Source organism: Streptosporangium amethystogenes subsp. fukuiense, assembly GCF_042665875.1.
Lineage (GTDB): Bacteria > Actinomycetota > Actinomycetes > Streptosporangiales > Streptosporangiaceae > Streptosporangium > Streptosporangium fukuiense.
The window spans coordinates 5,055,537-5,080,159 of the sequence record NZ_JBHTEE010000001.1 but is presented as its reverse complement, the minus strand read 5'-3'; the positions used below and the strand labels follow the sequence as shown (position 1 = coordinate 5,080,159).

Here is a 24,623-nt window from a genome sequence, read left to right as displayed (position 1 = left end):
GGCATGGCGACCCAGGCGACGGCACAGCGCCGCTTCTCGTTTCTGCAGATCGCGATCACCCTGCAGACCCTGACCATCTTCCTGCAGGCGGTCTCCGCCGGACTGCTGCTGACCTCGCCCTACGGAGAGACGCTGCACAGTGTCGGAGCCCGCGTGATGTACGGGGCGTCGATGCTGTACGTGCTCGCGGCGGTGCTGGCGTGGAAGCCGGGCGGCGGCTCCCTCCGGCCCGTCTGGCACGCGTCCGGCTTCCTTGTCCTCGCCTCGGTCCAGGTCGTGCTCGGCATCGCGCACATACCGTTGGTCCATCTCCCCCTGGGCGTCCTGATGTTCGGACTGAGCGTGCTGGCGCTGGCGCGACGCTGAAGTCCGATACGGGGGCATACAGGGATCAGCTGGGGCCTGTCCGGAATCTGCTGGGCACCTCAGTTGCCCCCGCAATGAGACCGGTCCTGGGACCGGAGTAGAGCCCCGGACGGTCGGATCACCATAGCCGTCGCGCACCATAATGGCCGCAATGAGACCGGTCTTGAGACCGGAGTGGAGCGACCACCCGAAGAAGGGTGGGGCGAAGTACCTGGAGCCGCAATGAGACCGGTCTTGAGACCGGAGTGGAGCTCGTCCTGGGCGGCCGCGGCCTTGTCGCGCAGGCCGGTGCCGCAATGAGACCGGTCTTGAGACCGGAGTGGAGCGGTTCGTGAGCGGGTCTTATCGCCCAGAGTGACTGAGTCAAGCTGAAGATATGTCCGTTTTATGGCCTGGAATGTTTGTTTGGACTTCGGAACCCCCGGGGAAAGTGGGCATGCTTGGGGTTCCTAACCGCGGCCGGGAGCGGAAGGACGGAGGTAAGACACCCCGGCGGGGAGAGGGGGGCGCTGTTGTGTTTTTCAAGTGGCGGGTCGTACGGATGGTAGAGGCTAGAGGATCTTCAGGGGGAGAGGGGCCAGGGCGCCGTCGAAGGTGTGGCCGGGGATGCGTTGTCAGACGTTGATGGCCCTAAGGCCGACCAGTAGGTGAAGCTTCATGATGTCTCTCCTACGGGAGTGGGGCCGGGCATCGCGGGTGAGGTGGCGCGCAGACCACCTCCGTCGCTATCGCACGAGTCCGTGCAACAGCGCGATCCACATCGCGTCCGCCTCGGGGGCCTGCCACCGATCACTCTCGTCGATGGCGGGTTCGCCTGGCACGCGTTCGGTACGGCGAATGAGCCTCAGCTCGCCCACCTGGCACAGCTCGTAGAGGGTCGGGCCGCAGTCGCAGGTCCATTTGAGCACCCGTGCCTTTTCATCCCCGTTTGGGAGGTGCCAGGTGAGTGTCTCGTAGTGAGATCGGGTGGGGAGGACGTGCGGGCTCAGGCAGCGGGGCGGGCAGTCCCAGCGGACCATGGGGTCACCGTCCGCCGAGCTGGCACCATACGACCCGTCCGGCCGAGGTCTCGTACCAGCCCCAGTCCGAGGACAGCTGCTGGACCAGCCAGAGGCCGCGTCCACCGCTGCTGTCGGGGTCGGTGTCCGGGCAGACCCGGGGTCGCTGTCCGGTGCTGGATCCGGCGTCGATGACGTCGATATGGAGCGTTCCATTGTGATGAGCTATGGCGACGGTGATCCGGCCGTCGGGGGTACGGCCCGAGTCGGAGTGACGCACCGAGTTGGTGACCAGCTCGGTGAGCAGGAGCAGCGCGTCGTCGGCGCGCGGGTGACCCACACCGTCGAGCAGGTCACGGACGTAGCTGCGAGCCTGAGGGACGGAGGCGACCTGCGCGGGCAGCTCGACCTGCCCGAGCAGCCCGAGCGTGCTCATCGCGCCTCCCGTACGATCCGTCCGAGCCGCTCCCGAGCCTGTGCCCTGCTCCGAACGTTCCGACTCCCGTTCCGCTTCTGGCCTTGACCCCGGCTCCGGCACCTGCTCTGGCCCCGTTTCCGGTCTCGATCCCGACCCCGGCTCCAGGCGAAGACCGGAGCGCGGCCCCTCCGCCCGGCCGTGGACCCGTGCCGCCCCGGCGCCAGAAGGATCTCCATGCTCGGCGGCCGGCCGGTCGGGAACCGGACCACGGAGTCGACCCCCAGCTCACTCAACTCCCAGGCCAGCTCCACGAGCCACCCAGCCCACTCTTGAGGTTCACGCACCCTCATCTGATCGTCCGCCCTTCGTGGATGAGCGCTTGCCGTAGCCGTCGTCGTGTGCGGAGGGTTATGGCTCGCGCACATAGAGCATGCATCGATGACGATGAGCGCGCTGCCAAATGAGCAAATTCGCTTTCTTGGAAGCGCCGGAACTCTGTGTCAGTGAGTCGCTACTGTGGGCTCAACTCAAGGGAGGCTGAACATGCGGCAAACAGGGAGTCCCACCGTGCGCAGGCGTCGCTTGGCCGCAGAACTGCGTCGTCTGCGCGAACGCGCTCAACTGACCATGGAGGAGGTCGGCGAGCAAATTGGCTGGTCTGCCACCAAGATCTCGCGGATCGAGACCTCCCGAGTAGGCGTCGTGCCCAAGGACGTCGTGAGCCTCCTTGATCTCTATCGGGTAGATGGCTCCAGGCGTGAAGAGCTGCTCAAGCTCGCCCGCGACGCGCGTAAGCGGGGGTGGTGGCAGGCATACAGCGATCTATCCAGCGACTACACCTCCTATATCAGCCTCGAAGCCGAGACAACTTCGATGCGCAGCTTTGGCACAGTGTTGCTTCCCGGCCTTGTCCAGACCGAGGACTATGCCCGGGCCGTCATCCGTGCCGGTTTGATCCTCGCGCCCCCTGGCGAAGTCGAACGGCGCATTGAAGTCCGTATGGCCAGGCAATCGCTTCTCACCCAGGCCGAACCTCTTCGACTCTGGGCGATCCTCGACGAAGCCGCCGTCCACCGCAGCATCGGCGGACCTGGGGTGATGCGAGCACAGCTCAAACGGCTTCTTGAACTGGCAGATCTGCCCAACGTCACGATCCAGGTCCTGCCGTTCGCGGCCGGAGCGCACTCAGGTACCAGTGGCGCGTTTCAGATCATGGAGTTTCCCGAAGCCAGCGATCCGGATGTGGTGTTCTTGGAAAATCTAACGGACAGTCTCTATGTAGAACGGGAGGCGGAGGTTTACCGTTATACAGTGGCATTTGATCATCTTCGCGCCAAAGCGATAGATCCGGATGATTCCCGGTGTCTCATCGCGAAGATGGTCGCTGGGTTTGAATGATCGATAGAGGAGGAGGTTCGCAGATGTCCACTCTGGATTCATTCCGCATCACGTGGCGCAAGAGTTCGCTCAGCGGCGCCGGTCAGGATTGTGTCGAGGTCGGTGTCTGGAGTAAGAGCACCCTAAGTGGAGGAAACGGCGGTAGCTGTGTGGAAGTCATGCTCGTCGGCAACCCCCAATCCAAGGTCGAACGTATGGCAGGTACCGAGCGTGTTTTCCTAGTCCGCGACTCCAAGGACCCCAACGGCCCAGTGCTAACTCTTACCCCTTCCGTATGGGACGCTTTCGTCACGAACATCAAGGACGGAGTCTTCACGGATCTGTCCTGACAGCTTGGAGCTGTTCGCACAGAATCGGACCAGTCTGGAAAGCAGCGTGAAGCTTGCCGATCAAGGCGCGGTGTTCCATCCCGGTCTCAGGACCCGCGATGAGACCGGGATGGAACATTAGTCAACTTCAGGGATTGATGTCTTCCGCTGGGATTTTTGTGCGTTTAGCATTAGCGGGAAACTGCCTATTTTTAGGATCCATGAGAAGTGAGCGTATAGATCCTATTTGTCGATCATCTGTGTGCCAGGCCCTCAGATCAGATTAGGGTCGTAGCTTGACCGCGCAGGCTATACGGGAAATGCAAGTGGATGGAGAAGTATGTCCATGATCGATCTATCCCAAGTGGTCTGGCGTAAGTCCGGCCAGAGTAACGCCAACGGCGGCCAATGCGTCGAAGTCGGGGTTTGGCGGAAGAGTTCCCTCGGTGGCAATGGCCAGAACTGCGTCGAAGCCGCGCTTGCTAACAACACCCAGGGCCCTCCCAGTCGTAGAGTCGATGCCGAAAACATCATTCTGGTCCGCGACTCTAAGGACCCAGGCGGCTCGGTGTTGACCTTCACCCTCACCGAGTGGAACGCTTTTCTGGCAAGAATCAAGGGCGACCACGTCACGGACCTGCCTTGACAACTTGAGTGGTCACTTCTCTTGCGCAATGAGGCCAGCCCTGGCGCCGGGGTGGAACTCAGGTTGAACTCGTCGCTCTTGAGTCCGAAGATCCTGTAATGAGACCGGTCCTGAGGCCGGAGTGAAGCGCACCTTCTGCCACAGCTCGGGCGCGTTGGGCTCCCCGCAATGAGACCGGCCTTGGGGCCGGAGTGAAGCGTGGCCGGTGTCTGTGGAGACGACAACATCGCCAGGTTCCCCGCAATGAGACCGGCCCTGAGGCCGGAGTGAAGCGGTTCCCCGCCCGGCTTCCCGTTTGCCTGATGTGGACCCACAATGAGACCGGAGTGGAACGAGCTGGACGCCTCGCTGGACCGCCAGGTCAACCTCGGCCCGCAATGAGACCGGTCCTGAGACCGGAGTGGAACTGCGGCATCAGCCACACCACGCGCGACGTGCAACACCCCGCAATGAGACCAGTCCTGAGACCGGAGTGGAACCGCCCACGTCACCTCACGCATGCCGACCCCGCAAGAGCGCCCGCAATGAGACCGGTCTTGAGACCGGAGTGGAACTTGGCGTCCATGTATGCGTAGCGGGCGACCGTGGACCCGCAATGAGACCGGTCCTGAGACCGGAGTGGAACTGGACACGATGGTGTCGGTCCAGTCGGGCCTCTCCAGCCCGCAATGAGACCGGTCCTGAGACCGGAGTGGAACCCGGTGAGCAGGACCGGGCCGCGTAGATGCAACCACCCGCAATGAGACCGGTCCTGAGACCGGAGTGGAACGAGCAGCGGGTGCTGTCCGCCGAGTCGCCCAAGGCCAACCCGCAATGAGACCGGTCCTGAGACCGGAGTGGAACCCAGAGACTGGCCCCGGGAGTGGGCGAGCGTGCTGTGCCCGCAATGAGACCGGTCCTGAGACCGGAGTGGAACTGGCCTCGACGCCGAAGCACACATACATGATCCTCACCCCGCAATGAGACCGGTCCTGAGACCGGAGTGGAACCCCTTCAGCGCCTGCGCTCCCAGGTGACCCTGTGCCAGCCCGCAATGAGACCGGTCCTGAGACCGGAGTGGAACGGGCCTCGCGGAGGTTGATCTCGTTCCTCATGCCCACCCGCAATGAGACCGGTCCTGAGACCGGAGTGGAACGCCGGGCCCAGGCCGGGGTGCCGCCGCCGCTGCTGGCCCCGCAATGAGACCGGTCCTGAGACCGGAGTGGAACGACCGCCCAGGCCCCGGCCGAAGTCGCGGAGCGTCTCCCGCAATGAGACCGGTCCTGAGACCGGAGTGGAACCGCCGGTTGAGCTTGATCCGCCGCAGGTTGCGGTACCCGCAATGAGACCGGTCCTGAGACCGGAGTGGAACGGTTCGCGAGCTGGTCGTATCACACAGGGTGACTGGGTTGAGTTGGAGAAAAGTCTGTTTTGGGGTCTGGAGTGTTTGTTTGGACTTCGGAACCCCCCGGGAAAAGTGGGCATGCTTGGGGTTCCTAACCGCGTCCCGGGGCGGACGGATGGGGGCAAGGCACCCCGGCGGGGAGAGGGCGGGCGCTGTTGTGTTTTTCAAGTGGCGGGCCGTACGGATGGTAGGGGCTAGGTGACCTTCACGGGGAGAGGGGCCAGGACGCCGTCGAAGGTGCGGCCGGGGATGCGTTGTCTTTCCGCGCCGTAGACATTGATGACCCCGAGGGCCGGCCAGTGGGTGGAGCTTACGGTGGGGACGTGGTCAACCGGGGCGAAGACGGGATGCTCTAGGAGACACCTCACTGCGGGGACGTCGAGGGCGGGGCGCCAGAGGGGCCACAGCATGACGGGGCCGGAGCGTCTCCGGTGCCAGAGGGTGGTGCGGACGCGCTGGCCGTCGCCGGTGATGCGGAGGAGGGGCAGCGCCATGGTGGCCAGCCAGGTGGCCCCGGGGACGCCGCTCTCCCGGCTACGGCCTTCGGTGTCGTCGCTGCTGCTGCGCAGCACCCGGTGATCGAGGTATTCGCCGGTGAACCCTTCGACACGTCGCCAGCCGACCAGAGCCTCCAGGAGCCGCTCCGGCCTGCCCCGGACCATCGCCAATGATTTCTCGAAAAAGGTCCGTAGCTTCTGCTGACCGCTGGGGGCGGTGAACGGCGTGATGGCGCAGCGTCCCTGCTGGTCCAAGGCGAGGTCGGTGACCAGGGAGGGCAACCAGGTCTCCGCTGCCTCGGTGTAGTTCGCCACCAGTTGGTGGAACTCCTCTCGGGATCGGCGTAGCGGGTCCTTCCCCGAGCCCGACGGCGGGGGAAAACCGGCTCCGCCATCGGGGAGGACGGCGGACTCGGGAATCGACTCGATGACATCGCGCAGGGCGTCCGCTATCTCCTCGGCCGTCTCGTACGGGCTGTGCAGGATCGCGCAGGCGGTGGAGTCAGAGAAGGAGAGCGCCGTCGGCACACGGCAGACGTCGGCGCAGACGCGGAGCAGGCCGAGGGCGGCGAGGAACCCGAGGGGGGTCCGGCCGTCGAGGGCAGGTAGCTCGGTGCTGAAGGTGGTCATGGCCGTTCCTCGTTCCAGGCTGACCGCCAGGTGTCGGTGAGCCGGGCCGGTGGCTCGCTGCTGCAGGTGGTCATGCGCGCTCCTCGCTCCGGGCCGAGCACCAGATGTCGGCGAGCCGGACAACGGCCTCCAGGCGGGCGAGTCCCCAGCGGCCGTAGCGTCGGTTGAGTCGTTCGAACCGGGCGGGTGACGTCCAGTCGACCGACTGGGCGGTGTCGACCTCGATCTGCACGCCGTCCCGCTCGATTTTGGTGGTCGGGTCGGGGTCGATGACCGGGGGGAGTAGCGGGCGGCTCCGTCCGTGGTGGCTGGCGATGAGGTGCAGGACCAGGTCGTGGTCGACGTCGGGCACCTCGACGAGGAGGACCGTCGCGATCTGGGTAGAGAGCGCCTCGTGCCGCATTTCCGCCGGGTAGGACGCTCGACGCCGGGCCTGCCGGAAGGCGGCGCGGTCACCGGGGTTCATGCCCGACTTGGCGAGCGGTTCGTCGTTGGCCGCAGCCGCCCAGCGGTCGCCGCCGCACAACATGACCTGGAAGCGCGGGTCGCGTTTGCCCTCGTCGTGCCAGAGGGCGGCCAGTCCGATGGCCCGGACGACATCCGGCTCCATGCCCAGGTTGCGGGCGAACTCCTCGGCCTTCTCCGCCACCTCCCGCTGGTGGACGGCCAGGGAGAGTTTCGCGGTGGAGATGGAGGAGCCCGCGGCGGTGCTGTCCTCGCGGAAGGCGGCGGTGCCGGACGAGAGCAGCAGGGTTCCGGTATCGAGGTGCTCGATCAGCCGGGCCCGGGAGCTGTCGGTGAGCCGTCTGAGCACCGCCAGATGCGGCAGCTCGTCGCGGCCCGGTGCGGGGTCGCCCAGCGCGGAGCGGAGCGACCTGATCTGTCCCGGGGAGGGATCGTCCCGGTAGTCGGTGTTCAGGCGCTCGACCCAGGCCGCGACCTCGGGGGCAAGGCTGGGGGCGTAGGTCTCCACGGCACGGGCCAGGGTCGGGCCGACGCGGATCGTCGCCCCTCTCCGGACGGCGGACTGCGCGAGGTCGGCGATGTCGATGGTGGGCTCGCGGCTGCCGGGATGCCAGCCGTACCGGTCGCAGCCTCCGTGGGAGGCGGGAACGACGATGGTGTCGGAAGGGTGGATCCGGTCGGCCGTGATCACCTCGGAGTTGTCCCGTGAGCGGTAGCGGAGCACGGTCCTGCCGCCGGGTGGTACGGGGATGTCCGGGAGGTGCTCGGCCTCCAGGTCGCTGATGTCGTCGCCGCCCGTCTCGCCGTTGAGCCAGCGTTGGACGGCGCGGAGGGGGAGTTCGATGCTCTCGGCGGAGGTCGGTGGCATCAGGCCGAGGAGGTCGGGCCACAGCGTGTCGTCGTCGGGGAGGTCGCGCCAGAGGACCGTCACCTGTGGCGTTCCCCGGTTGAGGCCGTGCAGGTAGGGCGGGATGGGGATGTCGTTCAGCGGGATCGGTGAGGTGCGCGCCCATACGTCCAGGTGGGCTCGGCCCAGAGAGGGGATGTAGGGGCGGGGTTCGCGGAGCGTGGCCCACTGGCCGGGGGGCAGGGCGCGGACCAGTGCGCGTAGTGCCGAGGGGGAGGCGTCCATGCCTGGCTCCGCCGGGAGCCGAACCTTCGGCGTGTGGGGGAGTGGGGTGATGCGTTCGCACAGCCAGGCCCAGGTCGCCGGGCGTGCCGTGTCGTAGACGCCGTCCGAGTCCGCCGAGCCGTGCAGCACGACCGCCGGGGCCGTGGTCCGCTGGTCGCCGAGGCGGTTCAGCCGGCCGAGGCGCTGGATGAGCGCGGGCAGCGAGGAGGACTCGGTCACCAGCGCGTCCAGGTCGATGTTCGCGCCGACCTCGATTGTCTGGGTCGCCACCACGAACATCGGCTCGGCGGACGTGCGATCCCGGCCCGCCCTGATCCGCTCGTAGTGTTCGGCCAGCAGATAGTCGCGGTCTGTCGGGCGAATCTTGCCGGTCAGCAGCACGCAGCGGCTCGCGGAGTCGGCGCGGAGGAGCTCGAACACGGCCCGTGCCCGCGCCACGGTGTTGACGACGACCCCGACGACCGGATGTTCTCGCTGGAGCTCCCACGCCCAGTGGGCGAGGGCGCCGGACATCGTCTTCGCCGTGTTGGCCTTGGTGGTCGGCACGTCCACCAGATGGAGTTCTTTGGCCGCTTTCAGCCTCCTGGACGCCTCGGGGTGCTTCTCGTCCGCGTTGGTGATGCGGTGCACGTCGGCGGTGCCGGACTCGGGGCTGGCGGACATGCTCACCACGGTCGGCCGGATCGGAGCCGGTGTCTCGTCGCAGGTGGCAGCCCCACGCACACTGGCCAGGAACGCCTCGGAGAGGTGGGCCTCGTCCACCACGATCAGGCTGTCGGTACCCGCCAGGGCCGCGTCGATCGGGCGCAGGTGCTTTCCGACGCCGTAGCCGCGGAAGAAGAACCGGCTGCCCACCTGGTCGACGGTTCCGACGACGATGGCGTGCCGGTCGGGCCGCTCGATCCACCGCCATGACCAGTTGACCCCGCCGCGCATCCGGGTGACCTCCACCGGTCTGCCGGCGGTGTCGCCGTCCACCCGGAGAGCGGCGGCGACCCTGGCCGCGCGGCTGTCGTCTCCGGGGGTGCGCAGGGCTTCGGCGATCTTCTCGGCGTGCCGGTACGCCTCGTCGACGATCAGCCGGCGGTCGACCACGAAGAAGATCCGCCTGGGGACTCCGGCTCGTGCCTCAGCCCTGCCGAGGGCCGCCGCGAAGACGGCGACGTCGATCACGGAGGTCTTCCCCAGGCCGGTGGGAACGTCGATCAGCTCCGGCCACCCCTCCTGGATCACCCGGTCGAGCAGCGCGATCTGCCAGGGGAAGGGCTCGTACCCGTGGATCTCCCGGTAGAAGGCGGGAAAGTCTGTGACGGCGAGGTCACTCATGCTGAGCTCCCTTGGGATGAGGCCGGTCGGTGAGGTCGTTCATCCGGGGACTCCCTCGGGGACGAAGAGGCCGAGGCCGAGGTAGCGCATGGAGCCCGCGATCACCGGTCCCACGACCGGCCGGTCGAAGGTGACCCGGGCGTGCACGATGGGTTTCTTCGGCCGGTTGGGCGGGAGGGAGCCGGGGCGAGGCCGCCAGATCGCGCCGCCGGTCAGCGGGGCCGTCGAGACCTCGACCTCGGTGACGTCCGGGAAACCGGCCCTACGCAGCGACTTGGCGACCATCTGCTCGTACGAGCGGCCGGGACGGGCGAAGCTGTCGGTCATCATCGGGGTGGCGGTGACCCAGGTGCGGGTCCCCGCCCGGTGGCCGGTCCATCGGCCGCGCCGCAGGGTACGCAGGTTCTGGCCCTGGCCGAGCCGCACCGGCTCGCCGGACCAGGGGGTGAGCCTGGTCAGCGGATCGGCCATGACGGCCTTGGCCAGCAAGGTCCAGTCCTCGGCGGGCATGTGGCGAGGCAGCGCCAGTGCCACCCCCAGCAGGTGGCCGTCGGAGTGCGGCTGGTCGACGTCGGGAAGCGCGAGGAAGGCGACGTGCGTCCTGTCGTCTGCCCCGTGCCCGCTCACCTGGGCGGGAACCGGGTCGGTGACCCGGGAGATGACGGCTTTGCGCAGGGCGAGCGTGAGCCGGGCCATCTGGTCGCCGTTGATGCGGGCGCTGGGTCGCTCGAATCCCCAGATGATGAGGTCGTCCCACGGGGACAGGTGGGTTGGGACGGGTTCCGGCGTCGCCACGACCGGTGAGTACGGCAGCGCCCGCGCGGCCTCCCACGCCCTCCCGCCACGGTCGTAGGCGTCCTGGAGCGCGTCCGTGTATCCGGCGTAGGGCACGCGCAACTCGATCGCGCCGGGGGTGCCGAGCGGGACCGGAGCCAGCTCCGACCAGGCCGGTTCGTCCTCGGGCAGGGAGCCGGTCACGCTCACCTCGGCCTGGCTGGTCGAGCGGCCGACGTACGGCACCCGCCGGGCCAGCGCGCCGAGCCTGGCCAGCACTTCGGGGTCGGGGTCGGCGCCCGGCCACACCACGGCGAACCGGTCGCAGGCCGGGGTGACGAAGGCGCGGCTGCGCGCCCCGTTCGTGCGGCCCGGCCAGGACTGGCTGCCGGGTTTCTGCTCCGTCTGGTTCGTCACCACGTAGGAGTCGGTCCGGCCCGGCCGTACGTCGTCCATGGCCGCGCGCACCGTCGGGGTTCCGGCACGTTCCAACCAGCGCAGGGCGTCCCAGTCGTCCGTCTCCACCGCCGAGGCGGCCAGGGCGCAGAACAGCCGGGCGGGGTGAGGAGGCCATTCGGCCTGGCTGGGCCGCATGTCCCCCGCGTCGTAGCGGCCATGGCGCAGCCGCACCGTGAGAGTGAGCGCCACCGCTGCCTACTCCTCGTCGACGGAGTGGGCGAAGGCGAACTCGATCGCCTGCTGGAGCGAGGGGATCGGGGTGACCTCGATGACGTCGTCGGCCATCGGCACACCCAGCCGGGCCGCCTCGTCGCGCAGCTCGTGGTAGGCGTCCAGCGCCTCCCGTACCGACACGTCGATCTCGTCCACGCTCCCGCCGGGAAGCTCCAGGCCGACCGTCTCGGACGCCTTCGCCAGGTCGCAGCCCGAGCGCAGCCAGACGGAGGGGCGCCCGAACGCCAGCCGGTCGCCGACCAGGGCGAGGGCGGCGAGCGTGGCGCGGCCGGCCGTGACGGCTTCGACCGGGGCGTCTCCGAAGCGCAGGCGCTCAAGGCCCGCGAAGGAGATGCTCGCCATCCGGCGGATCTCCCTGACGGTGGCGCCGCCGGGGACGGGGTTGGGGGCGATGTTGCCGTGTCCGATCTCGCTGAGCTTGCCGCCCTTCTTCTTCTCGCCCTCGGCGACGAAGTTCCACTGGGTCTCCGCCTTGGTCTTGTCGTCGACCGAGCCGGTGAGGTTTTGCGGGTCGAGCCGTCCGCCACGTCGCGCGCCGAAGTGGGGGGCCACGCCGTACATGGTCGCGGTGTAAAGCCGGGCGAACTTGGGCCAGCGGCCCTTGCGGTGCGAGTCCCAGGCGCCGAGCACCAGGGAGAGGGGCTCCCGCTCGTACAGCGGCCGGATGTCGGTCACGCTGACGGCGCGGAGCCGCTCGCCGATCGGGCTCTGGTCGAAGCGGACGCCTGCGATCGTGCTGTCGCGTAGGTAGGCGTCGGCGTAGCGGTGCGGGAAGTCGAGCGAGGTCAGCCGTATCTCGCCCCGGGACGTCTTCGTCCGTAGCTCGAACATCGGCAGGGTGAGACGGCCCGCGTCGCGGGCGTCGCGTAGGGCCTCTTCCAGCCGGTTCGACTGGGACTGCTCCTGGTCGATCGTCACGGTCTGCACTCGCTCGCCGTCGACCAGGCGATCGGCGACGATGTACTTCTTGGTCAGGTTCTTCTCGTTCTTGTCGACGGGGAAGGTAGGGGGCATCACGATGTTGCCCTCACCGCCGACCGGCTGATACCTGGCCTGCACCACCAGCGCCGTGTGCTTCCTGTCATCGCCGAGCGCGCCCAAAAGCCGCGCCGAAAGACTCGTGCCCACCGCGAACACCTCCTTGTGTTGCCTAACAGCGAGAAATTGATTGGAGAGAGAGTGGCAGGCGGGACCGACAGAATCAGGCCCGCCTGCGATACCGCCGGCTATGAAAGCCGCGGAAGCATCCTGCGGACGACTACGGACAACGCATACAGAACCGCAATGAGACCGCGAGACTAGAAGAATCTAGTTATCACGGAGATATCGCCCATAAGTGGAGCGATGTTGGTGCAGGAGGCGGAGACGGTCAGCCTCTAGACGTGGACCGAGACCTGTATCGGCTTGCTGGGGCGGCGGTGCCGCCAGATCGCAACTGAAGCAACCAGTACGACGACTGCCGGCAGTGCAAGAATTTTGATCTTGCTCTTCTGGGATTCAATGGCATGTTCGCCCATGGCGACACTCCATCCTCGGAAATGGTTGGGCACCTCTGCGGATGGAGGGTATCGGGCAGATAAGAGTTAAGTGCGAAAATCAAGAGAATCATACGGAGGTCCATGTCGCCTGCGAACCATACAGACAGAGAAGCCATGGCCCGGGAGTTGATTAAGAAGAGAAGTGGTTTCTTTCAAGATCGCTGGGTCGATGAGCGGCTGATCAGGTGCCAGGCGATGTCGGTGTCCCGGTCGGAGGAGGAGAGGTGCGGGTGCCCTGGTCGCGGAGGGGCTAGTCGGTAGTTCGTTGGATCAAGGTGGGAGATAGAGGTGCAGGCCATGACCTGCACCGACCGCGTCGAGCAGTTGCTGTAGTTCAGCGGGCGGGACCGCTCGTGACCAGGACCGCCACCAGCGCGCGAGCGCGATCGCGGGAGTCAGCCAGGACCGGACGGCCCGCAGTGCATGGGGCCACCCCAGGCCGGCTCCCGGGCGGCCTCGACGGGGGTGTGCACCGCCTGGACCGGGGCCCACGAGCCCTGGCTTGGTTTGAGCGCCGGCACGAACGGCAGCCCGGCGGCCCACAGCTCGCCGGTGAAGGCCGCGTGGTCGCCGTAGAAGCAGTCGGCGACCACGGCCCGAAACGACACGCCGGCCGCCCGCGCTTGCTCAATCAGCGGTGTCGCCGGCTGCGGCTTGGTCCGAAACGTCGGGTTGCTGTGCCCGTCGGGCAGGCCGACGACTCGCCGATGTCCTGCCGCTGATGGCGCTTCACTTCCATGATGGGGGTCGTCAGTTGACCATGTCCTTAGGGCACGGATGAGACTCGCTGCCATGAACACTGTGGATGAAGTTCCCATGAACCAGAGCCGCCGCACGCCCGTCCGGCCCGGCTGGCCCGAGCTCGGCGTCGCTGTGCTCGCGGCCGTGATCCTGTACGCAGTCGGGTCGACGATCGCCTACCTGCTGCCGGCCGGCTCCCCGGTCTCGCCTGGCCAGGCGAACTTCCTCGTCTCGGGCCTCGCGCCGCTCGGAGCGTTCGTCGTCGCCGTGCTCATCCGCATCCGCGACGTCCGCCCCTTCGGGATGCGGCGCGTGCATCCCGGTTGGCTGCTCGCGGCCATCGCGATCGCCCTCGCGTGCTTCGCGCTCAGCTGGCCGATCTCGGCGCTCTTCGACCCGTTCTTCCCCGGGTCGGAGAGCGTCCAGCAGGGCTATCGCGACGCTGCGCGCTCGGGCGTGCTCTCCCTCGTGGTGACGATCGTGCTCGGCGGCCTGCTGACGCCCATCGGTGAGGAGGTCCTGTTCCGCGGTGTGTTCGCGAGCTTCCTGTTCCGCTGGGGCACCTGGATCGGCGTGATCGTGAGCGCGGCGGTCTTCGCCGTCGCGCACGGCATCAACAGTGTCATGCCGATCGCGTTCGTTGTCGGGCTCAGCACCGGGCTGCTGCTCCGATTCTCCGGCTCGATCTGGCCGGCCGTGGTCGTCCACGTCGTCTACAACAGTGTGGGCTTGCTGTACCACGGCATCGGCTACTGAGCTACTCGACGAGCTTCCCCGCGATCGAGACTCACGCATGATTGCCGCGAGGGCGGGGGCGATCGCCTCTTACCGCTGCGTGGTTGTACGTGGACCTGGTGCGCGTGGATGCTCTGGGACCAAACAGGAGGCGCTGGCCTTTCCGCTCCGCGAGAGGTACGCCGTGGTTGGCGATCTGCAACATCGGAGGACAAACGTGCCCGCGATCGTGAGAAAGAGCGCGGGCTTGCCAGCCGAGAAGCGCAATGCCTCCGGCCGGCTCGTCGAAGCGCCGTCACCACCAGCTGGATACGAGCCCTCGATCAACTCGCCTCGCCTGCCAGCGCCTGGGCGCGAGCGAGCACCTTCAGTTGGGCGGCGTTGAACAGCTCGGCGAAAGCGGCCGCGATCGCGGCCTCGGCGAACCCCGGGCCGCGCGTCGCTGCGGAGCCGGGATCCGCCATCCAGGGGAACCGGGCCTGGCTCCGCTGGATCGACTCGGCCAGATGGCGCGCGATGGTCTCGATCGTCGCCTCGTCGGCGTCTTCTGGGAGGTAGTAGAACTCTTCGTCGGCCTCGCCCTCGGTGGCCTCTGTCATGAGCTGACGGAGGTCGTCGAGAGCGCTGTCCTTGAGCACCCCCGAGAACACGGTCAGCAAGGCCCGGTCCCGCTCCGACAATCCTTCGGCGACCGGACCGAACGGCAGTGGGGTGTCCAAGGGGGCCCGGTACTTGAGGATGACAGCCAGCTCCACGCGAATCCGTTGCAGGCGCTCGATCGTGCATGCCAGCTCGGCATCGAGCACGCGGATGGCTTCGTCGGGCTCCTCGTCCGCACTCCCCATCGCCCGGATCTGGGCGAGCGACAGGCCGAGCTCGGTCAGCCGCTTGATCTGAAGCAGCCGGACGAGGTGCGTCGTCCGGTATTGCTTGTACCCGTTGGGCGCTCGGCCGGGCAACTCGAGCAGCCCCATTTGGTGGTAGTGCCGCACCGTCTTGATGGTGGTGCCGGCGAGGTCGGCGAGCTGTCGCGTGCTCCAGGCCATGCCCGGGTCCTCCTCTAATGTCGCGCCGGATCGTCCTGGATCGAGCACAGCCCATGCCCAGGGACACGCTCGACCGCCGGGCCCTCGATCCTCGTTGTGAGAGCAGACGACCATCATCATGCTCGTCGAAGACACGGATGCCCACGCTCGGCCGGATCCATTCGGCTGGGGCCGCCTTCCATGCGGGAACTGTGGCGGCGATCCGCTCGGCTTCGGCTGGTGTGTGACCCGCGTCGATTGTGTCGGCGGGCAATTATGTAAGATCTTTCACTTTTAATTATGGGAAGTATGACCGGCGGAGATTCTGAGAACAATATTCGGGTTCGGTAATCTTTATGATCTGATTTGTCCGATAGGTCGGAGAGGGGTCGTCAAAGATCTCGAACGGTTCGTCGATATTCGGGGCCGGATGCTGATTCGACGGTTGCTCTGAATGGCAGCTGCATCAACGGAATCTGCTGTTTATCGGCGCATCCCTGGCTGATATGGCAAAGTGTCCAACCGGTATCGATGAGCAGGGGTGGACCGTCCGAGGGATATCGGCGCTGAGGCTGCCCTTCGCCTGTCCGTACGAAGAGCTAGCGTTTGATGGCCGAGGTCAAGTGAATCCTTCCCCCTCTCGGAGTATGGTCGCGGAGAGCGACAGGTCTCCCGGCCTGGTTTCAGGGGTCGGGCGGAACCGTGTCCCGAATCGCGACCGGCTCTACGAAATCGACGCACTCCGGATCGCCGCGGCCGTCTCCGTGGCGATATACCACTACGTCTTCTCCGGGTACGCGGGCGGTGCGATCCGGATCGGTTTTCCGGCGGGGAGTGAGCTCGCCAGGTTCGGTTACCTGGGCGTTGACATGTTCTTCTTGATCAGTGGTTTCGTCGTGCTGCTCAGTGCCTGGAACCGTCGTCCGGGGGCCTTTCTGGTGTCCCGGATCGTCCGTCTCTATCCGGCCTTCTGGGTCGCGGTGACGATTACCGCGCTGGTCTCCGTCACGCTGAGCATGGGCAGGTACCCCGTCACGCTCGTGCAGTATCTGGCCAATCTGACGATGTTCAATTCGTTGCCCGACATTCCCAACATCGACGTCGTCTACTGGACGCTGTGGGCCGAGATCAGGTTCTACGCGCTCGTCTTCGTGCTCGCCTGGATCGGCATCACCCGAAGCCGGGTCGTCGGGATGCTGTGGGGCTGGTTGGCGCTGACCTTCCTGCTGCAGAGCGGGGTGCTTCCCGCCCCGGCCCATTCGGTGGCCGACCTGGTGGTGCAGTCGCAGTTCTCGCACTACTTCATCGCGGGCATGGCCCTGTGCCTGGTCTACCGGTTCGGCCTGTCGGCGCAGCTCGCCGCGATCGTACTGATCTCTTTCGGCAACGCCGTCTACCGGGGTATCGAGTTCGCCGGCAAGGTGGGCACCCGCTACCGCACCGAGATCGAGAGCTCCGTCGTCGTCGCCGTCATCGTCGCGATCTTCATTGTGCTGTTCCTCGTCTCGCTCCGCGTCACCCGGCGGCTCGGCCGCCCCTGGTTCGCCGTCGCCGGAGCCCTGACCTACCCGCTGTACCTGATCCACGCGCACGTCGGCTTCATCGTCTTCGACCGGCTCGGCGGGATCGTGCAGCGGTACGTGCTGCTGGTCGGCATGGTGGCGCTGATGTGCCTGGCGGCCTACGTCATCCACATCCTGGTCGAACGCCCGCTGGCGCCCCTGCTGAAACGGCTTCTCACCCTGGCGGTTCGGCCGGATCTCAGGGCCGCCGGGTGGAGGCGCGGCTGATCAGGTGCCAGGAGACGTCAGTGCCGGCGGGGTGGCCAAGGGCGGTGCGGGCGCAGTGGGCGCCCTGGTCGCGGAGGGACTGGGCGATCGTGGTGAGCCCGGCGGGGGTGGCCGCGTCGGAGTCGTCCCAGCCGCTGAGGGTGAGGTCGCCGGGGACGCTCAGGCCCAGCCGGGCGGCGGTGCGCAGCGCGCCGAGGGCCAGCTCGTCGCTCATCGCGGCGATCGCGTCGCAGGCGTACGGGCCGGTGAGCAGTTCGGCCGCGAGGGCTTCGGCCTCGTGCGCGCTGTTGGTGGAGCAGACGGCGACCAGGACCTGTGACCAGTCGCCGCCGGTGGAGGCCCAGGCGTCGCGGTAGCCGCGCAGCCGCTGCCGGGTGACCCGGAAGGTCGAGGCGTCGGGGTCGACTCCAGGGGACGCGCCGTCCGGGGCGGCTTCTGGGGAGCCCTGGGTGCCGAAGGCGATCTGGGAGATCCGGCCGCGGTCGAGGGGGAAGCTCAGCACTCCCGGACGTCGTGCCCCCGCGAAGACCTCGCGGCCCACCGCCGTGGCGGCGGCGCGGTCGTCGGCGGCCACGAAGGACAGGCCCTCGCGGAGCGGGCCGCCGTGGATCACGGCGGGCAGGCCGGTGGCGACGATGGCGTCGATGACGGGGTCGTCGTCGGCGGTCGTCCAGACCACGAAGGCGTCGACGGCCGCCTCGGTGACCCGGTCGACGTCGGAGGGGGCTCCGGTGACCGGGACGAGCGTCAGGGCCATGCCGTGGTCGGCGCAGACCTGGGCGACGCCGGACAGGAAGCGGGTCGCCTGCGGGTCGTCGAAGGCGTAGGTGAGGTGCTCGCCGAGGACGACGCCCAGGTTGCCGGTGCGGCCTCGGCGCAGTGACCGCGCGCCGGGGTGCGGGCCCGGATAACCGAGGCGTTCGGCGGCCTCGCGGACCCTGGCCCGCGCCTCGTCGGAGACCCGTCCTGGCCGGCCGTAGGCGTACGAGACGGTCATCACGGACACTCCTGCCGCGCGGGCGACCTCCGCCATGGTCACCCGGCGTCGTGCCGTCCGTCCGCTCATGGGCCGAGGATATCTGTGTATCGATACACAAGAGGTTTGTGTATCGTTACACACGTGTCAGTGGAGAGGGGCGGCGCCCGGCCGCGTACGGCCTATGCGGGCTTTGCCGCTTTCGGTGCTTTCTGGGGAGTGTGGGGTGCCTCGGTGCCCGCTATCCGTGCCCAGGCGGAGCTCGGGGACGGGGAACTCGGTACGGCGCTGCTGTTCATCGGGGCGGGGGCGCTGCCCGCGATGCTCGTCACCGGCAGGGCGGTCGACCGCTGGGGGCTCCGGGTCGCCGCGCTGCTGCTGGTGACGCTCGGCGCGGCGGGGACGCTGGTGGCCGTGGCCGGACGCGACTTCTGGAGCCTGTCGGCGGGGCTGGCCCTGCTCGGCGCCTCCTCGGGCGCGGCGGACGTCGCGATCAACTCCGCGGCGGGCTCGGCGGAACGGGCCTCCGGCAGGCCGGTCATCACCCGCGCGCACGGCACCTTCTCCGCCCTGGTGGTGGTCGGCAGCCTCTCCGCCGGGCTGCTCGGCGCCCTGGGAGCGCCGGTCGTCGTACCGTTCCTGCTGGTCGCGGTCGCCGCGACCGGCGCGGCGCTCGGTGTCGTCGCCGACGCGCGGGTCGCCCCGGTCGCGGCGGGGGCCGTCCGGGGCGGCGAGCGGCCGGAGTACGCGGTGAGCCGGGCAGGTGAGAGAAAGGGCAGTGGCCGGGCGGAGGTGCAGGACGGCGAGCGGCACGGGGACGCGGTGAGCCGATCAGGTGGGAGAGGGGTGCGGCTGTTCCCGCTGCTCGTGGTCGGCGCCCTGGGCGCGCTGGCCTTCGCGGTGGAGAACGCCCACCAGAGCTGGGGCGCGGTCTACCTGGCGGATGTGGCCGACGCCGGTCCCGCGCTCGCCTCGGCCGGTCCGGCGGTCTTCGCCGCCGTCGTCGCCCTCACCCGCTTCGCCGCCGGCGCGCTCGGTTCCCGGCACGCCACGACCGTGCTCGTCTCCGGCGCCGCGACGGCCGCGGCCGGGACCCTGCTGGTGTCCGGCGCGAGGTCAGTCCCGGTGGTCCTGCTCGGGCTGGCCCTGGCCGCCGCCGGTACGGCGGTGCTCTTCCCCATGCTGATGGGCGTCGTCGCCGCCCAGGTCGGCGAGGCCGCCAGAGGGAGGGCGACATCCGTGGTGTCCACCGTGGCCTACCTCGGCTTCCTCGCCGGCCCCGGCTACGTCGGGCGCTGGGCCGAGGCCACCGGCCTGTCAGGTGCGATGGTGGCCGTCGCCGCCCTGGCCGCCGCCCTCGCGGCCCTGTCCTGGCCCGCCCTGCGAGCGGCCGCCCGCACCGGCTCCTGGTGGGACCCCGGAGACCTCTCCCCTGCGAAGCAGGCCTCCGGCCGCACCTCATGACAACCCGGCCATCAGGCCGACCTTCCCGGATGGCTCGCAGTGCCGGTCGTCTCGCCTGGTCGAAGGAGATCGTTCGCTTCCCGGCGTTCACCGGGCGGACTACTGAAGGCGTGCGCGAAAGTACTTAAGCGTGTCAGATTCCCTGTCGTTCCCGTCCTCCTAACTTGGTGGTCACAAGAGAGCACGAGCACTGAGGAGAGAGACATGAGCGACATGAACGAGCTGGTCCAGCGCTACCTCGCCGCGTGGAACGAGACCGACGCCGCCGCGCGGCAGGCCGTTCTGGCGGAGGTCTTCGCCGAGGACGCGGTGTACACCGACCCGCTGGTCTCCGTTCGGGGCAGGGACGGGCTCGACGCCACCATCGCGGCGGTCCAGGGTCAGTTCGGCGGGCTGGTCTTCAGCCTCGGCGGCGCCGTGGACGCCCACCACGACATCGCGCGGTTCACCTGGCACCTGGGACCCGAGGGCGCCGAGCCGATCGTCATCGGCTTCGACGTCGCGGTGATCGGTGACGACGGGCGGATCAGCCAGGTGCTCGGCTTTCTCGACAAGGTGCCGGCCGGAGCCTGAACACCTCGGGGCGGGCCGCCGGGCCGGTCCGCCCCGGCCGTCCACGGAACAGAGGGGAAACCATGACCGCCTATGTGATCGCGCATCTTCGTGACCCGGAGGAGCTCCATCCGGAGGTGCTGGAGTACATGGAAAGGATCCAGCCGACGATGGAACCGTTCTCCGGCCGCTTCGTCGTCCACGGAGGAGCGGTGGACGTCCGTGAGGGCCGGTGGCCCGGAAGCGTCATCATGCTTGAGTTCCCGTCGGGGCAGAACGCCCGGGACTGGTACGAGTCGGCCGCCTACCAGGCGATCCTGCCGCTGCGAGCAGACCATCTGGAGGGCGAGGTGATCATCGTCGAAGGCGTCGGGCCCGGCCATGACGCGTCCGCGAAGGCCGCCGAGCTCAGGCGGTGACGTCGTAGTTGAAGCCGAAGGCCCGCACGCCGGTCTCCGTACGGGGACGGTGGCTCGTCTCCGGGCCGAAGGCGACGTAGGTGCCCGGGCCGTGGATGTGGTCCCCCTCGATGACCTCGCCGCTCACGACGAAGTACACCTCGCCGTAGGTCTCGTGGACATCCGGACTCGGCCATTCCATACCCGGGGCGATGTCGATCACCCATGTCCTGATCCCCGGCAGGCCCGGGAGCGCCCGTACGTGGACACCGGGACCCAGCTCGATCGGCGGGACCTCGTCGACGTCCACGGTGAGCATCTGCCCGGGTAGCACCTGTTCCGGAGTACTCATCGAGGCAGGATCTCACAGCCCCAGCCGATCGGCGAAATCCTTGAGCTCGCTCCGGGATGCGACGCCGAGCTTGGGATAGGTCTTGTAGAGGTGGTAGCCGACCGTCCGGTGGCTGAGGAAGAGCTGCGCCGCGATGTCGCGGTTGGACAGGCCCTGCGCGGCGAGCCGGGCGATCTGCAGTTCCTGTGGGGTGAGGCCGGCCGCCACGCCTTCGGCGGGCCGGGGGCCCTGGGCGCCGGCCGCGGTGAGCTCGCCGCGGGTGCGTTCGGCCCACGGCCGCATGCCGAGCCGGTCGAAGACCTCCAGGGCCTCGTTCAACGGCCCGCGCGCCTCGGCCTTCCGCCGAGCCCTGCGCAGCCACTCGCCGTAGAGCAGCGCGGTCCTGGCGTACTCCAGCGCGCGGCCGTCCTGGTCGTGCAGTTCGAGGGCCGCCGTGTAGAAGGCCTCGGCCTGGTCGTCGGCGGCGAGCAGCCCACGGCAGCGCAGCACGAGCGCGTCGGCCCACGGCTGCCGGACCGACTCGGCCCACCGTTCGAAGCGCGCCAGGGGCTCGGCGGCGCGTTCCGGCGCCCCCACCCGTACGGCCGACTCCACCAGGTCGGGCGTGGAACGGGTGGCGCAGATGTGATGGCGCATCGGCTCGTGGGTCAGGCGCTCGAAGCGGGCGAGCGCGGCCTCGGCGCGGCCGAGGCCGAGGTCCAGCAGCCCGAGTGACCAGTGCGCCCACGGCGCGCCGGGGGAGATGCCCCCGGTGGTGGCCCCCGCCAGCCCCTCCTCGACGTTGCGCCGGCAGGCTGCCTCCTCCCCTCTGGCCGCGTCAAGGTAGGCGAGCACGCTGCTGAACTGGCTGACCCACTGCCGCTGACCGGTGTCGCGGGCGAGCCCCAGCGCCTCGGTCGCCGTGGCGAGCGCGTCCAGGTGCCGTCCGGTGAAGACCTCGCCCTCGACCATGAAGAACAGCGCCGTCGGCAGCCGCCCGGCGCCGCCCCGGGCGCGGTGTTCGGCGGCGAGCGCGACCGCCAGCTCGTAGGCGTCGGCGTCCTGGCCCAACGCGAGCGCCGCTCCGCAGAGGATCATCAACGCCTGGTCGGGGGCCCCGCCCCGCCGCCGCATCGCCGCGAGGGTGTCGCCCAGCGGCGGCGGCCGCTCGGAACGGCCCCGGTCGAGATGGGCGAGGTAGGACCCCGCCGGCGCGAGTGGATCCGCGTCGTCCAACGGCAGCGCGGCCAGCCGGTCCAGCGTCGCCGCGAGCTGCCGCTCCCCCAGGTACCAGGAGGTGTGAACGGCCTGGATCAGCAACCCGGCGGCCTGGCCCGGATCGGTGTCGTGGACGAGCCCGGCGCCGTCGAGCAGCAACCGGTGGGCGGAGGGGTAGGAGCCCTGCCAGAAGTCGGCGAGCGCCCGCACCTGGGCGATCCGCGCGTTCACCGTCGGGGCCTCGTCCAGCCGCCGGGCCGCGCGGCCCCCGAGGGCTCTGGCACGCTCCAGATCCCCCGCCTCCAGCGCCGCCTCCGCCGCCAGGGCCTCGCGGTGGGCCCTGGCGGCGGGCTCGGCGCTCAGGCGGGCCGCCCGTTCGTACGCCGCCGCGGCCGCCTCGTGGCCGCTGCGTTCGCGGGCACGGGCGGCGGTGCGTTCCAGCGCGGCGGCGGCCTCCTCGTCGGCTCCGGTGGCGGCGGACGCCAGATGCCAGGCCCGGCGGTCGGCGTGTTCGGGCGAGCCGAGGGCCGCGGCGAGCGCGCGATGGGCGGCGAGGCGTTGCCCGAGCGGCGCCCGCTGGTAGACGGCGGCGCGGATCAGAGGATGGCGGAAGCGGATCGTGGTGTCGTCGGCGTCACCGCGGAGCACCAGGCCGGCCCGCTCGGCGGGGGACAGGTCCTCGACGGCCGCCCCCAGGGCGGCGGCGGCACGCAGGATCACGGCGAGTTCTCCGGTCTCGTCGGCCGCCGCCACCAGGAGCAGGCTCTGGCAGGCTTCCGGCATCCGGCTGACCTGACCGTGGAAGGCCAGTCGCAGGCGGCCGGTGAGGGGGAGCGCCCCCGGCGAGAACGCGCTGCCGCCCTCGGCGGCCAGGGCGACCGGCAACTCCAGCAGAGCCAGCGGGTTGCCGCCGGCCTCGGCGAGCAGGCGGTAGCGCACGGCGGGTGTGAGCGGATGCCGGTCGAGCAGGGCCGCGGCCGCCTCCGGGGCCAGCCCGGAGAGGCGCGACTCCGGAAGGCCGGGGGCAGGGAAGGATCCCTCGCCGTCCCGGGCGGCGAAGATCATGACCACGCCCTCGGCGCGCAGGCGCCGGGCGGCGAACAGAAGCGCGTTCCGCGACGCCCGGTCGAGCCACTGCGCGTCGTCGACCAGGCACAGCAGTCCCGTCTCGCCCGCGTGCTCCGCCAGCAGGGAGAGCACCGCCAGCCCCACCAGCATCGGCTCGGAGCCGGCCGCGGGCCCGAGCCCGAACGCCGCCTCCAGGGCCTCGCGCTGCGGGCCGGGCAGTGCGGCGAGGGATCCGAGCGCCGGGCGCAGCAACAACTGCAGCCCAGAGAACGGCAGCTCCGCCTCGGACTCGACTCCCGTACCGCGGACCAGCCGCATGTCCCCGGCCGTCGCGGCGGCGTGGTCGAGCAACGCCGTCTTGCCGATGCCCGGCTCGCCGCGCAGCACCAGCGACGAACTGGTGCCGGCCCGGGCTCCCGCCAGCAGTTCGGCGATCGCGTCCTCTTCGGACTTCCTCCCGTGCAGCTTCCCCGCGTCCATCACCTCATCCTGGCATTAGCCCGGTAATGGCCTATATCTGCAGATAAGAATCCGTAGACCGACCTCGGCGGCATACAAGGGAGCCGCTTGACCGCTCTCCCGGTGGGACCACGGGGCTGACGGCCTGCGGCATCCGGCACGACGCTGTCACTGGGCGCCGGCGGCCGGGCGTATCACGATCTCGTTGACGTCGACCTCGGCGGGCCGGCTGATCGCGAAGGCGACGGCGTCCGCGATCGCCTCGGCCGGGATGGTCACCGACCGGTAGGTCTTCATGGCCTCGCGGGCCACCGGGTCCGAGATGGAGTCGGCCAGCTCGGACTCGGTGACGCCGGGGGAGACGACGCTCACCCGGATGTCGCCCGCGGACTCCTGGCGCAGCCCTTCGGAGATCGCGCGGACCGCGAACTTGGTGGCGCAGTACACCGCGGCGGTCGGCGACACCTCGTAGGCGCCGACCGAGGCGATGTTCACGAAGTGCCCGCCGCCCTGCTCTCGCATGACCGGCAGGGCGGCGGCGATGCCGTGGAGTACCCCGCGGACGTTCACGTCGATCATCCGGTCCCACTCGTCGACCTTCAGTTCCGCGAGCGGTGACAGCGGCATCACGCCGGCGTTGTCGACCACCACGTCCAGTCGCCCGTACCGCTCCCGCGCGGTGGCCACGAAGGCCCGCACGTCAGCGGCATCGGTGACGTCCAGCCGCCGGAACGAGGCGCTGCCACCGTCGGCGATGATCCTTGCCGTCAACTGTTCCAGCCGGTCCGTACGCCGCGCGCCGAGGAGGACGTGATGGCCGTCGGCGGCCAGGCGGAGCGCCGTCGCCTCGCCGATCCCGCTGCTCGCCCCGGTGACCGCGACGACCTTGGCCGATGCCCTCATACCTGCTCCTTCTCCCGGTACAGCACGAGGTGCTCGTGGTAGAGCACACCGTCGCGGATGTCGCCCGTGGCGGTGAATCCGGTGTCGTCGACGTAGTCCAGATGACCGCCGGTCACCGTGTACCGGCCCGTGTACGCGCTGCGCCGGTCGCCGCGTGCCTCGTCGTACCGGCCGTCCGCTCGCAGTTCCTGGCGGATGTGGCCGTCCGCGGTCACCCACATGCCGACCACGTCCACCTTCCCGTCATCGGTGCTCCTCGTCATGGTTCTCTCCCTCGCGTCGCGATCTGCCCTTCGCCACCGAGTCTGGGCGGGTCGCGGGCCGCCAACCAGGACGCTCACTGCCTGGGGGTGACACACCCGGGCAGGCCGCCGTCCGCCTGTCTAACCT

Annotated in this window: 22 protein-coding genes, 1 pseudogene and 1 CRISPR repeat array; of the genes and pseudogenes, 10 read left to right on the top strand and 13 right to left on the bottom strand. The window is 69.0% G+C overall.

All coding sequences use genetic code 11. The features are described 5' to 3' along the window. Nucleotides 1–3 precede the first annotated feature (3 nt). Complete coding sequence (locus ACFQVD_RS21615) at nucleotides 4–366, top strand: hypothetical protein (RefSeq protein ID WP_343965497.1); 363 nt, start codon at nucleotides 4–6, stop codon at nucleotides 364–366. Between the two features lie 725 nt (nucleotides 367–1,091). Here the strand turns inward: ACFQVD_RS21615 and ACFQVD_RS21605 are convergent. Together ACFQVD_RS21605 and ACFQVD_RS21600 are read right to left on the bottom strand one after the other, a co-directional pair. After that, complete coding sequence (locus tag ACFQVD_RS21605) at nucleotides 1,092–1,385, bottom strand: hypothetical protein (RefSeq protein ID WP_386271883.1); 294 nt, start codon at nucleotides 1,383–1,385, stop codon at nucleotides 1,092–1,094. A 4-nt stretch (nucleotides 1,386–1,389) separates the two neighbouring features. Then, nucleotides 1,390–1,800: an ATP-binding protein gene (locus ACFQVD_RS21600; protein ID WP_343965501.1), complete on the bottom strand. Its 411-nt coding sequence runs from the start codon at nucleotides 1,798–1,800 to the stop codon at nucleotides 1,390–1,392. Between the two features lie 549 nt (nucleotides 1,801–2,349). On the opposite strand from ACFQVD_RS21600, the gene ACFQVD_RS21595 reads away from it, so the two are divergent. From ACFQVD_RS21595 to ACFQVD_RS21585, 3 genes are all read left to right on the top strand, one after another. After that, on the top strand, nucleotides 2,350–3,180 hold the full coding sequence (locus ACFQVD_RS21595; RefSeq protein WP_343965503.1) for a helix-turn-helix domain-containing protein: 831 nt from the start codon (nucleotides 2,350–2,352) through the stop codon (nucleotides 3,178–3,180). Between the two features lie 23 nt (nucleotides 3,181–3,203). Continuing rightward, nucleotides 3,204–3,509 carry a DUF397 domain-containing protein gene (locus ACFQVD_RS21590; protein ID WP_343965505.1) on the top strand — a complete coding sequence of 102 codons (306 nt, stop codon included), beginning with the start codon at nucleotides 3,204–3,206 and terminating at the stop codon, nucleotides 3,507–3,509. A 319-nt stretch (nucleotides 3,510–3,828) separates the two neighbouring features. Beyond that, nucleotides 3,829–4,134 (top strand): DUF397 domain-containing protein, encoded by a 306-nt coding sequence (locus ACFQVD_RS21585; protein ID WP_343965507.1) that lies wholly within the window; start codon nucleotides 3,829–3,831, stop codon nucleotides 4,132–4,134. 371 nt (nucleotides 4,135–4,505) lie between these two features. After that, nucleotides 4,506–5,485: a CRISPR direct-repeat array (repeat unit 36 nt; unit sequence CCCGCAATGAGACCGGTCCTGAGACCGGAGTGGAAC). A 227-nt stretch (nucleotides 5,486–5,712) separates the two neighbouring features. Here the strand turns inward: ACFQVD_RS21585 and ACFQVD_RS21580 are convergent. The 5 genes from ACFQVD_RS21580 to ACFQVD_RS21560 all read right to left on the bottom strand — a co-directional run bounded on the left by ACFQVD_RS21580 (nucleotide 5,713) and on the right by ACFQVD_RS21560 (nucleotide 13,367). Continuing rightward, a complete protein-coding gene (locus ACFQVD_RS21580) occupies nucleotides 5,713–6,645 on the bottom strand; it encodes a type I-G CRISPR-associated protein, Cas3-extension family (RefSeq protein ID WP_343965509.1) in 933 nt (310 codons plus the stop codon). A gap of 70 nt (nucleotides 6,646–6,715) precedes the next feature. Next, a complete protein-coding gene (gene cas3g / locus ACFQVD_RS21575) occupies nucleotides 6,716–9,568 on the bottom strand; it encodes a type I-G CRISPR-associated helicase/endonuclease Cas3g (RefSeq protein ID WP_343965511.1) in 2,853 nt (950 codons plus the stop codon). 39 nt (nucleotides 9,569–9,607) lie between these two features. After that, the gene (csb2, locus tag ACFQVD_RS21570; protein ID WP_343965513.1) at nucleotides 9,608–10,990 is read right to left on the bottom strand and encodes a type I-G CRISPR-associated protein Csb2; all 1,383 of its coding nucleotides are present in this window, start codon (nucleotides 10,988–10,990) and stop codon (nucleotides 9,608–9,610) included. A gap of 6 nt (nucleotides 10,991–10,996) precedes the next feature. Then, entirely contained in the window at nucleotides 10,997–12,163 is a 1,167-nt protein-coding gene (gene cas7g / locus ACFQVD_RS21565; RefSeq protein ID WP_343965515.1) for a type I-G CRISPR-associated RAMP protein Csb1/Cas7g, read from the bottom strand. A gap of 805 nt (nucleotides 12,164–12,968) precedes the next feature. Next, complete coding sequence (locus ACFQVD_RS21560) at nucleotides 12,969–13,367, bottom strand: transposase (RefSeq protein ID WP_386271878.1); 399 nt, start codon at nucleotides 13,365–13,367, stop codon at nucleotides 12,969–12,971. Here ACFQVD_RS21560 and ACFQVD_RS21555 point away from each other — a divergent pair. Next, nucleotides 13,366–14,070 (top strand): CPBP family intramembrane glutamic endopeptidase, encoded by a 705-nt coding sequence (locus ACFQVD_RS21555; RefSeq protein WP_343965520.1) that lies wholly within the window; start codon nucleotides 13,366–13,368, stop codon nucleotides 14,068–14,070. The two genes, ACFQVD_RS21560 and ACFQVD_RS21555, sit on opposite strands and share 2 nt — an antisense overlap. Before the next feature lie 164 nt (nucleotides 14,071–14,234). Next, nucleotides 14,235–14,382: pseudogene (locus tag ACFQVD_RS21550) on the top strand (IS256 family transposase); the annotation flags it as partial. On the opposite strand, the gene ACFQVD_RS21545 reads toward ACFQVD_RS21550, so the two are convergent. Next, the gene (locus tag ACFQVD_RS21545; protein ID WP_343965522.1) at nucleotides 14,373–15,095 is read right to left on the bottom strand and encodes a MerR family transcriptional regulator; all 723 of its coding nucleotides are present in this window, start codon (nucleotides 15,093–15,095) and stop codon (nucleotides 14,373–14,375) included. The pseudogene ACFQVD_RS21550 and the gene ACFQVD_RS21545 overlap by 10 nt on opposite strands. Before the next feature lie 626 nt (nucleotides 15,096–15,721). On the opposite strand from ACFQVD_RS21545, the gene ACFQVD_RS21540 reads away from it, so the two are divergent. After that, nucleotides 15,722–16,864, top strand: a complete 1,143-nt coding sequence (locus tag ACFQVD_RS21540; RefSeq protein ID WP_343965525.1) for an acyltransferase family protein — start codon at nucleotides 15,722–15,724, stop codon at nucleotides 16,862–16,864. On the opposite strand, the gene ACFQVD_RS21535 is transcribed toward ACFQVD_RS21540, so the two are convergent. Beyond that, a complete protein-coding gene (locus ACFQVD_RS21535; RefSeq protein WP_343965527.1) occupies nucleotides 16,836–17,930 on the bottom strand; it encodes a LacI family DNA-binding transcriptional regulator in 1,095 nt (364 codons plus the stop codon). The two genes, ACFQVD_RS21540 and ACFQVD_RS21535, sit on opposite strands and share 29 nt — an antisense overlap. Before the next feature lie 15 nt (nucleotides 17,931–17,945). Here ACFQVD_RS21535 and ACFQVD_RS21530 point away from each other — a divergent pair, with 15 nt between their 5' ends. The 3 genes from ACFQVD_RS21530 (at nucleotide 17,946) to ACFQVD_RS21520 (ending at nucleotide 20,275) form a co-directional block, all read left to right on the top strand. Beyond that, nucleotides 17,946–19,304, top strand: a complete 1,359-nt coding sequence (locus ACFQVD_RS21530; RefSeq protein WP_386271875.1) for an MFS transporter — start codon at nucleotides 17,946–17,948, stop codon at nucleotides 19,302–19,304. A gap of 204 nt (nucleotides 19,305–19,508) precedes the next feature. Next, nucleotides 19,509–19,877 carry a nuclear transport factor 2 family protein gene (locus ACFQVD_RS21525; RefSeq protein ID WP_343965530.1) on the top strand — a complete coding sequence of 123 codons (369 nt, stop codon included), beginning with the start codon at nucleotides 19,509–19,511 and terminating at the stop codon, nucleotides 19,875–19,877. Between the two features lie 62 nt (nucleotides 19,878–19,939). Further along, nucleotides 19,940–20,275 carry a DUF1330 domain-containing protein gene (locus ACFQVD_RS21520; protein WP_343965533.1) on the top strand — a complete coding sequence of 112 codons (336 nt, stop codon included), beginning with the start codon at nucleotides 19,940–19,942 and terminating at the stop codon, nucleotides 20,273–20,275. Here ACFQVD_RS21520 and ACFQVD_RS21515 read toward each other — a convergent pair. The 4 genes from ACFQVD_RS21515 to ACFQVD_RS21500 form a co-directional block, all read right to left on the bottom strand. Continuing rightward, entirely contained in the window at nucleotides 20,265–20,606 is a 342-nt protein-coding gene (locus ACFQVD_RS21515) for a cupin domain-containing protein (protein WP_343965535.1), read from the bottom strand. The two genes, ACFQVD_RS21520 and ACFQVD_RS21515, sit on opposite strands and share 11 nt — an antisense overlap. 12 nt (nucleotides 20,607–20,618) lie before the next feature. Then, entirely contained in the window at nucleotides 20,619–23,351 is a 2,733-nt protein-coding gene (locus tag ACFQVD_RS21510; protein ID WP_386271873.1) for a helix-turn-helix transcriptional regulator, read from the bottom strand. Nucleotides 23,352–23,498: 147 nt separating this feature from the next. Next, nucleotides 23,499–24,233: an SDR family oxidoreductase gene (locus ACFQVD_RS21505; RefSeq protein WP_343982471.1), complete on the bottom strand. Its 735-nt coding sequence runs from the start codon at nucleotides 24,231–24,233 to the stop codon at nucleotides 23,499–23,501. Then, complete coding sequence (locus ACFQVD_RS21500) at nucleotides 24,230–24,496, bottom strand: Atu4866 domain-containing protein (protein ID WP_343982468.1); 267 nt, start codon at nucleotides 24,494–24,496, stop codon at nucleotides 24,230–24,232. The genes ACFQVD_RS21505 and ACFQVD_RS21500 overlap by 4 nt, the downstream gene beginning before the upstream one ends. Nucleotides 24,497–24,623: the final 127 nt, after the last annotated feature.